A 5,704-nucleotide genomic window follows, 5' to 3' on the forward strand; every position below is an offset into this window, starting at 1 on the left:
CCGCTGCCCGCCTTCCTCAACGCGTATAAACCTCCCGCTCCCGCGCACCCGCCCGCGACGCACTCCCCGAGCAGCCGCGGCGCGCAGGCTGTTCACAGCGGCACACAGCGCCGCGCGAGCCATGAGATCACCGATGCGGTGAACCGATACGTGCGCCAGCATCAGATGGGGAACCCATACCTGCTTCGCGAGCTGCAGGTGGGCAGCCGCGCTGGCGCGACCATCGGCACCGTGGGCATGGCGGGCGCGTCCGTCGTCGCCATCACCGGTGCGCACTCGGCCCTGGCGCTGGGTGCCGCCGCACGCGGACTCGGCGCCGCCGCACAGGGCATGGGGGCCGCTGCGCGAAGTGCCGGAGCGGTCGCCGCGGCCACCCACAACGCCGCCGGCCTCGCCCAGGCCGCCCAGATGGGCGCGCAGGCCTCGCAGATGGGCGCGCAGGCGGCGCAGATCGGAGGAAGAGCCGCGCAGATCGGTGGCATTGCGCGCACGGCCGCGGCGGTTGCGGCCCCCCTTTCCATCGTGGGCGGCGCCCTCGCCGTTCTCGACGGTGGGGTTGACGTCTACACGGGCTGGCGAAGCAGCGAAGGAATCGAAGCGCTCCAGGCGGTGGCCCAGCACCGTCTCGCCCAGCTCCAGCACGCCGGCAAGGCAGACCGAGCCGTGATGCGCGAGTACCGCAACGTGATGCGTGTTCTCGACAAGGCAGAAGAACAAGCTGAGATGCACGAGGCGTTCGGAGCCGCAAAGATAGTGTTCGGCGGCATGATGATCGCCGCCCCGTTCACAGGCCCGGCCGCCCCCATCGTCGGCGGAGTCGGCGCGGTGGGCTACATCGGAACGGTCATCGCGCAGCACGTGATGGAAGACGAGCCTGAAGCGCCGATTCTCTCGGCCCGAGGCCACCATTCCCGTCAGGCGCAGCAAGCCGACGAGTGGAGCCTGTTCTGATCTCAGCGGCAGCGCAATGTGGGGAGATCGGCGCGCCACGCCATCGCACCAGACAGGCTCATACCCGACAGTAGAAGCCCATTTGGGCTTATACCCGACAGTAGAAGCCCATTTGGGCTTATACCCGACAGTAGAAGCCCATTTGGGCTTATACCCTATACCCTTGACCGTTCTGGGGGGATGGCCCGAGGAATCGACGGGGGGCGCTTCAGTCGGCGCGCACGACCTGCCCGGTCTCAGAGAGGCCGCTCTCCCCCACCGCGCGCACGCGGAACCAGTACCGCGATCGCAGTCCGAGCGCGTGGAGCGTGTACTTCGTATCGCCGTACACGAGAAACGACGTATAGAGCTTGTCTGGCGCGATCCCCATGGCAACCTCGTAGGCATACGCACCGTCCACGGCCTGCCAGGCAAGGGTCGCACTGCGTCTATCGCTCGCGTCACGCGTCACCTGAAGACCGCACACAGGGCTGGGCTGCGAGCCCGCGGCCCGCCCGAAGACGCGCAGGTCGCTGATGGCGAAGCGCCCGGTGGGCATCTCGACGTTGACGACACGCAGGAATCGGGTGCGCACCGACGTCGTGAGCTCGGTATAGGCATGGGGCGACTCGCGCTCGCTCTTGCTCCGATCGATGAGGGGGCGCCAGGCACGCCCGTCGTCTGACCGCTCGACACGGTAGCGGTGACGCGCCCCTCGCTGCTTGCCGTACGCTGCAGCGTGCTCCTCGGCGAAGTTCACCTGCACGGCGTTCACGAATCGCGGCCCGCCGAGATCGACCGAGAGCCACTGCCCCGCGCTCGCATCCGGCGCGCTCCAGCAGGTCTTGACATCCTCGTCGAACGCGAGGCGGGCATCGTGGCCTGATGCCGATGCCGATGCGGAAGCCTGCTTCCGGTACGAGAGCAGCATCCATCCGGTGAACGTGCCGTGAGGGTCGTGCGCGGCTCGGGGCATGCGGTGCGGGTAGTCGCCGAATGCGGTATCACAGAACAGCACGCCATCCGCGTCGACCCCCGCCGGGAAGAGACCGAGCCTGCGCTCGAACTTGTGCTTCACGCTCACCACCATGGTTGCCATGTGCCAGACATTGCCGTGCACGTCAGTGAACGTGCACCCGTGCCCCGCGCCGCGGATGAAGCCGGTCGGCTTCCACGAGAACGGGTTGTGCTCTTGATAGACAAAGGGACCGAGGGGGTGGTCGCCCACGTAGACGCCGTCACCATAGATGTTCCACTCGGTGCCAGGGGCCCCGTACTGCAGATAGTACCGGTCTCCGAAGCGATTCATCCAGGCCCCTTCGATGAAGGGGCGCATCTGGCCATTCTGGTTGTCTTCCCCGAACTGCTCCCACCCGTGCAGACCCGGCGACAGACGAATGAGGTCGACGGGAGAGCCGATGGGGCGCAGCGCATGCTGATCGAGCTCGGTCCCCCGAATCGGATACAGGTTGCTGGACCCCCAGTAGAGATAGGTTCGCCCATCGTGATCCTGGAACAGCGATGGATCCCATGTCTTGACGGGGAAATCGGATACCGCTTCCCGCCACGCCCCCCCCGCGAGGTCGTTGGTCAGATAGAGCGGCATCACGTCTGCCTCGCCGAAGGAAGGCAGCAGCAGCACCCCCTTCGACGTGGCCCAGAGACCCGGCGCGCAGACCTGATCGTTGCTGCCGTTGGGCTTGAACGCGTGCGCAACGAAACGCCAGGTCAGCAGGTCGTCCGACAACCAGTACCCTTCCTGATTGGTCGAGACCAGAACAAACGTCCCCTGGGCCCGAACACACGCCGGATCGGCGGTGGAGCGATGGGCCGTGTTCTCACCGGGCGCATCGCGGCGGGGCGCAAAGGCGTAGTCGAGATCGATGGGATTGCACCACGTTCGGGGCCTCTCTCGGACGAGCAACGGCTGATCGACCTGTGAAGCGCCTTCCCCGGAGGGCGCTGCCTCCAGCGGGAGATCGGGTGCACAGAGGCCCGACAGCACCGCGAGAGCAACAGCGATGGTGGCGCGCGCAAGCCGCGGCAGCAATCGCGGCCAGACGCAGCAGTCAGACGCTGGGAACGTGCGGCACTTCACGATCCCGACCTGAGGGCCGGAAGAGACGGTCTCTCGCCTCGCCGCCATCGTCAGGAGATCGCGCCCGCCAGCCCACCGTAGAAGGCCCCGGCAAGGCCGCCCGCAACTGCGCCGATGACCGGGCTGCCCATGAGGCCGAACGCGGAGGTTCCCCAGGTGACACCCGCCCCGATCATGCCCCCGAGAACGAAGTTCGTGGGGCGCTCGACCTTTGACTCGAGCAGCTTGCCGAGAAGGGGCGCATTGACCGCGCCGCCTGCAACGATAAGGCCCATGTGGATCATGGTCCCCGTGCTCAGCCCGGCCGCGGCGTACGCGAGGGCCGTTCCGGATCCCACCGCCGCGCCGTAGGCGGCACCGGCGGCGGCGCCGATCAGTATGCGGGCGGCGCGGCTCCGAGATGACGAAGACGCGCTGGCCCCTGACGGTGCTGCAGCAGGGCTGTGAGCGGTGAAAACATCAGACGGGCCCTGCTGGCGTGGCGCGCCCACCGATGCCGCGGCGGCGGGGGTAGAACGGAGGCGCAGGGGCTGCGCAACAGGAACAGTCGCAATCATGACAGGTCTCTCTCTCTTCGTCGCCCGCGCATGCGCGAACGTGCTACGGCCGATGGGGCCAGCGAGAGTATGCCAGCGCCGCAGCACTGGAACAAGCCTCAGAATGTTTCCGGTTCTCCGGGTTCCGGCCACCGACCGTCAATCGCGCTGCTGACCCAGCGCCTCACGCGCGGCCTTCTGCGCCGCGTGAAGCGACGAAGCGCCATCACGAACCCGCTGCAGGCCGCCGTGCAGCATCGACGGCTCCGAGGAAGACACATACGCGCGCAGCAGCTCGACACCCTGGCTGATGACGCGGATGGCCTCGGCCGCGGGCGCCACCTGCGTCTCGGTGTGAGGTCGCCGCACGAGGCGAGCCTCTCCCGCTCGCAGGCGTGCTTCGAACGCGTCGAGCTCGGCGGCGAACATCGACAAGCCGATCTCGCCCAGCTCCAGGGCCTCCGCGGCTTTCACGAGACGCTCGATGTGCTCGTGCGATCCGCTGCCTGGCTCAAACCAGACATCTCCATCCTCCGCCACGGAGAAGGTGCTGCTCGGCCCACTGCTGTCGGTCCACCGGGGCAGTAGCCGACCGCACGCAAGGCAGTTCGAACGCCTCAGATCATTGGCACAGCCACACCACGGACAGTCGCGCTTCGAATCGCGCTCCGCCACCAGCTCGAACCCCTTCTGCGCCTCATCGAGCGCCGCAAGTGCGGCCTCGAGCTTCTCACAGGCCGCAGCAAACGCGTCGGCATCGCCCACTTCGATGTAGCGGGTCAGATCTGCCAGCGCATCTTCATGAAGGGTCATGGCCTCCCGCGCGCGGTTGGCCTCCTCTTCGAAGAGCGCCGTTCCACCCGCGCGAAGCGGACGGGCGAGACCGATGCGCAGCGTGGCGAAGGCCTGCTCCAGCGCCCCCGTGACCTCTGCGATGAGTGCCATGGGCACCTGCCCGCCCACGATCGCATCTCTCGCATTGATGAGCGCATTGGCCAGCGACAGACGCGTGGGTCCGGGACGAGCGGCCGCCTCTCTCAGCACGGCCGCGCCATCATGAAGTCGTCTGGCGGTCTCGGCGATGCGCGCCGCGCCGCTGCGCAGAAGCGCCTCATCGCGCGTGGCAAGAAAACCCTCGAAGTCAGCGAGCGCGTCGAGATAGTCGGGGGCGCCCGCACGCAATCTCTCCACGAGGGGAGGTGCACCCCTCGGTGCATCGCTGCATGCGGTGACCAGGGCTCTGACCTGCTCCACAAAGGGGGCCAGGGACGCCGGGTTCGGGGCAGGCGAGGCGGCGGCGCGAAGCAGGGCGTTCAAGATGGGGTGATCGGTGGGGCCGCGCGCGGTCAGAACCGCCATCTCGTAATGCTCGAGGGCATCGAGAACCCCATCACCGGCTCGGACCAGCTGTCGGCACGCCTGCTCGAGCCCCTCGGCTCCTCCCTCGCTGAGCCATCGGCGCACAAGACCAAGCCCGTGACCGTACTGGCGAAAGGCCTCTCGGACGGCATCGGCGGCGGGCCCCACCGACGCATTGAACGCGGCAGATTCGGCCGCGAGATTGCGATTGAAGGCCACGGCGTTCCGCTCGAGCCCCTCCTCTCGCTCTCGGACCATCTCCTCTACCGTGGCCGTGCTGCAGCGCCCAGCCGCGGCGTCGACGCACACCTCGATGAGACGGGTGGTGGACTCCGAACGGGTACCTTCCGACGACATGAGAACCTCCTGAAACGCGAAGAGGGATTCGCTCTCTTCGAGCGCATCCCCCCTGAGCCGAGACAGGTCGCGCACCGTCGTCGGGGACGGTCAGTCGGCGTCTTCGAAGCTGCGCGGCTCAGCCGAAGAAGGCCATCTGCATCGCGGCGCTGGTCGGGTCCATCATCGGCATCCCACCGAACATCGAGCCACCGAACATCGAGCCGCCGAAGAGATCGCGGCTTGCGCCGATCTGCTCGGCCTGCTGCGCCTGGAGCTGGGCCTGCATCTGGAGCACCGCCTGCATCTCCATCTGCATCATCTGGCTCAGCATCGCCATCATCTGCATCATCATCGGGTCGCAGCCATAGCCGTTGCCATAGCCGTTGCCATAGCCGTTGCCGTTGCCGTTGCCGTAGCCGTTGCCATAGCCGTTGCCATAGCC

Annotated in this window: 5 protein-coding genes; 1 reads left to right on the forward strand and 4 read right to left on the reverse strand. The window is 67.4% G+C overall.

Annotated features, from left to right (window positions below; translation table 11 throughout):
- Nucleotides 1–951, forward strand: a 951-nt coding sequence (locus tag EB084_18285) for a hypothetical protein (protein NDD30209.1), incomplete at its 5' end; no start/stop codon positions are given.
- A gap of 208 nt (nt 952–1,159) precedes the next feature.
- On the opposite strand, the gene EB084_18290 is transcribed toward EB084_18285, so the two are convergent.
- The 4 genes from EB084_18290 to EB084_18305 form a co-directional block, all read right to left on the reverse strand.
- Nucleotides 1,160–3,076 (reverse strand): xylosidase, encoded by a 1,917-nt coding sequence (locus EB084_18290; GenBank protein ID NDD30210.1) that lies wholly within the window; start codon nt 3,074–3,076, stop codon nt 1,160–1,162.
- 2 nt (nt 3,077–3,078) lie between these two features.
- On the reverse strand, nt 3,079–3,585 hold the full coding sequence (locus EB084_18295) for a hypothetical protein (protein ID NDD30211.1): 507 nt from the start codon (nt 3,583–3,585) through the stop codon (nt 3,079–3,081).
- Nucleotides 3,586–3,723: 138 nt separating this feature from the next.
- Nucleotides 3,724–5,355, reverse strand: a complete 1,632-nt coding sequence (locus tag EB084_18300; protein ID NDD30212.1) for a hypothetical protein — start codon at nt 5,353–5,355, stop codon at nt 3,724–3,726.
- 43 nt (nt 5,356–5,398) lie between these two features.
- A partial coding sequence (locus EB084_18305; GenBank protein ID NDD30213.1) for a hypothetical protein occupies nt 5,399–5,704 on the reverse strand: 306 nt, incomplete at its 5' end.

This window comes from Pseudomonadota bacterium (genome assembly GCA_010028905.1).
In the GTDB taxonomy this organism is placed as follows: Bacteria; Vulcanimicrobiota; Xenobia; order RGZZ01; family RGZZ01; genus RGZZ01.

Coding starts and splice junctions, on each gene's coding strand:
- EB084_18290 (NDD30210.1), bottom strand. CDS start 3,076: ATGGCGGCGAGGCGAGAGACCGTCTCTTCCGGCCCTCAGGTCGGGATC.
- EB084_18295 (NDD30211.1), bottom strand. CDS start 3,585: ATGATTGCGACTGTTCCTGTTGCGCAGCCCCTGCGCCTCCGTTCTACC.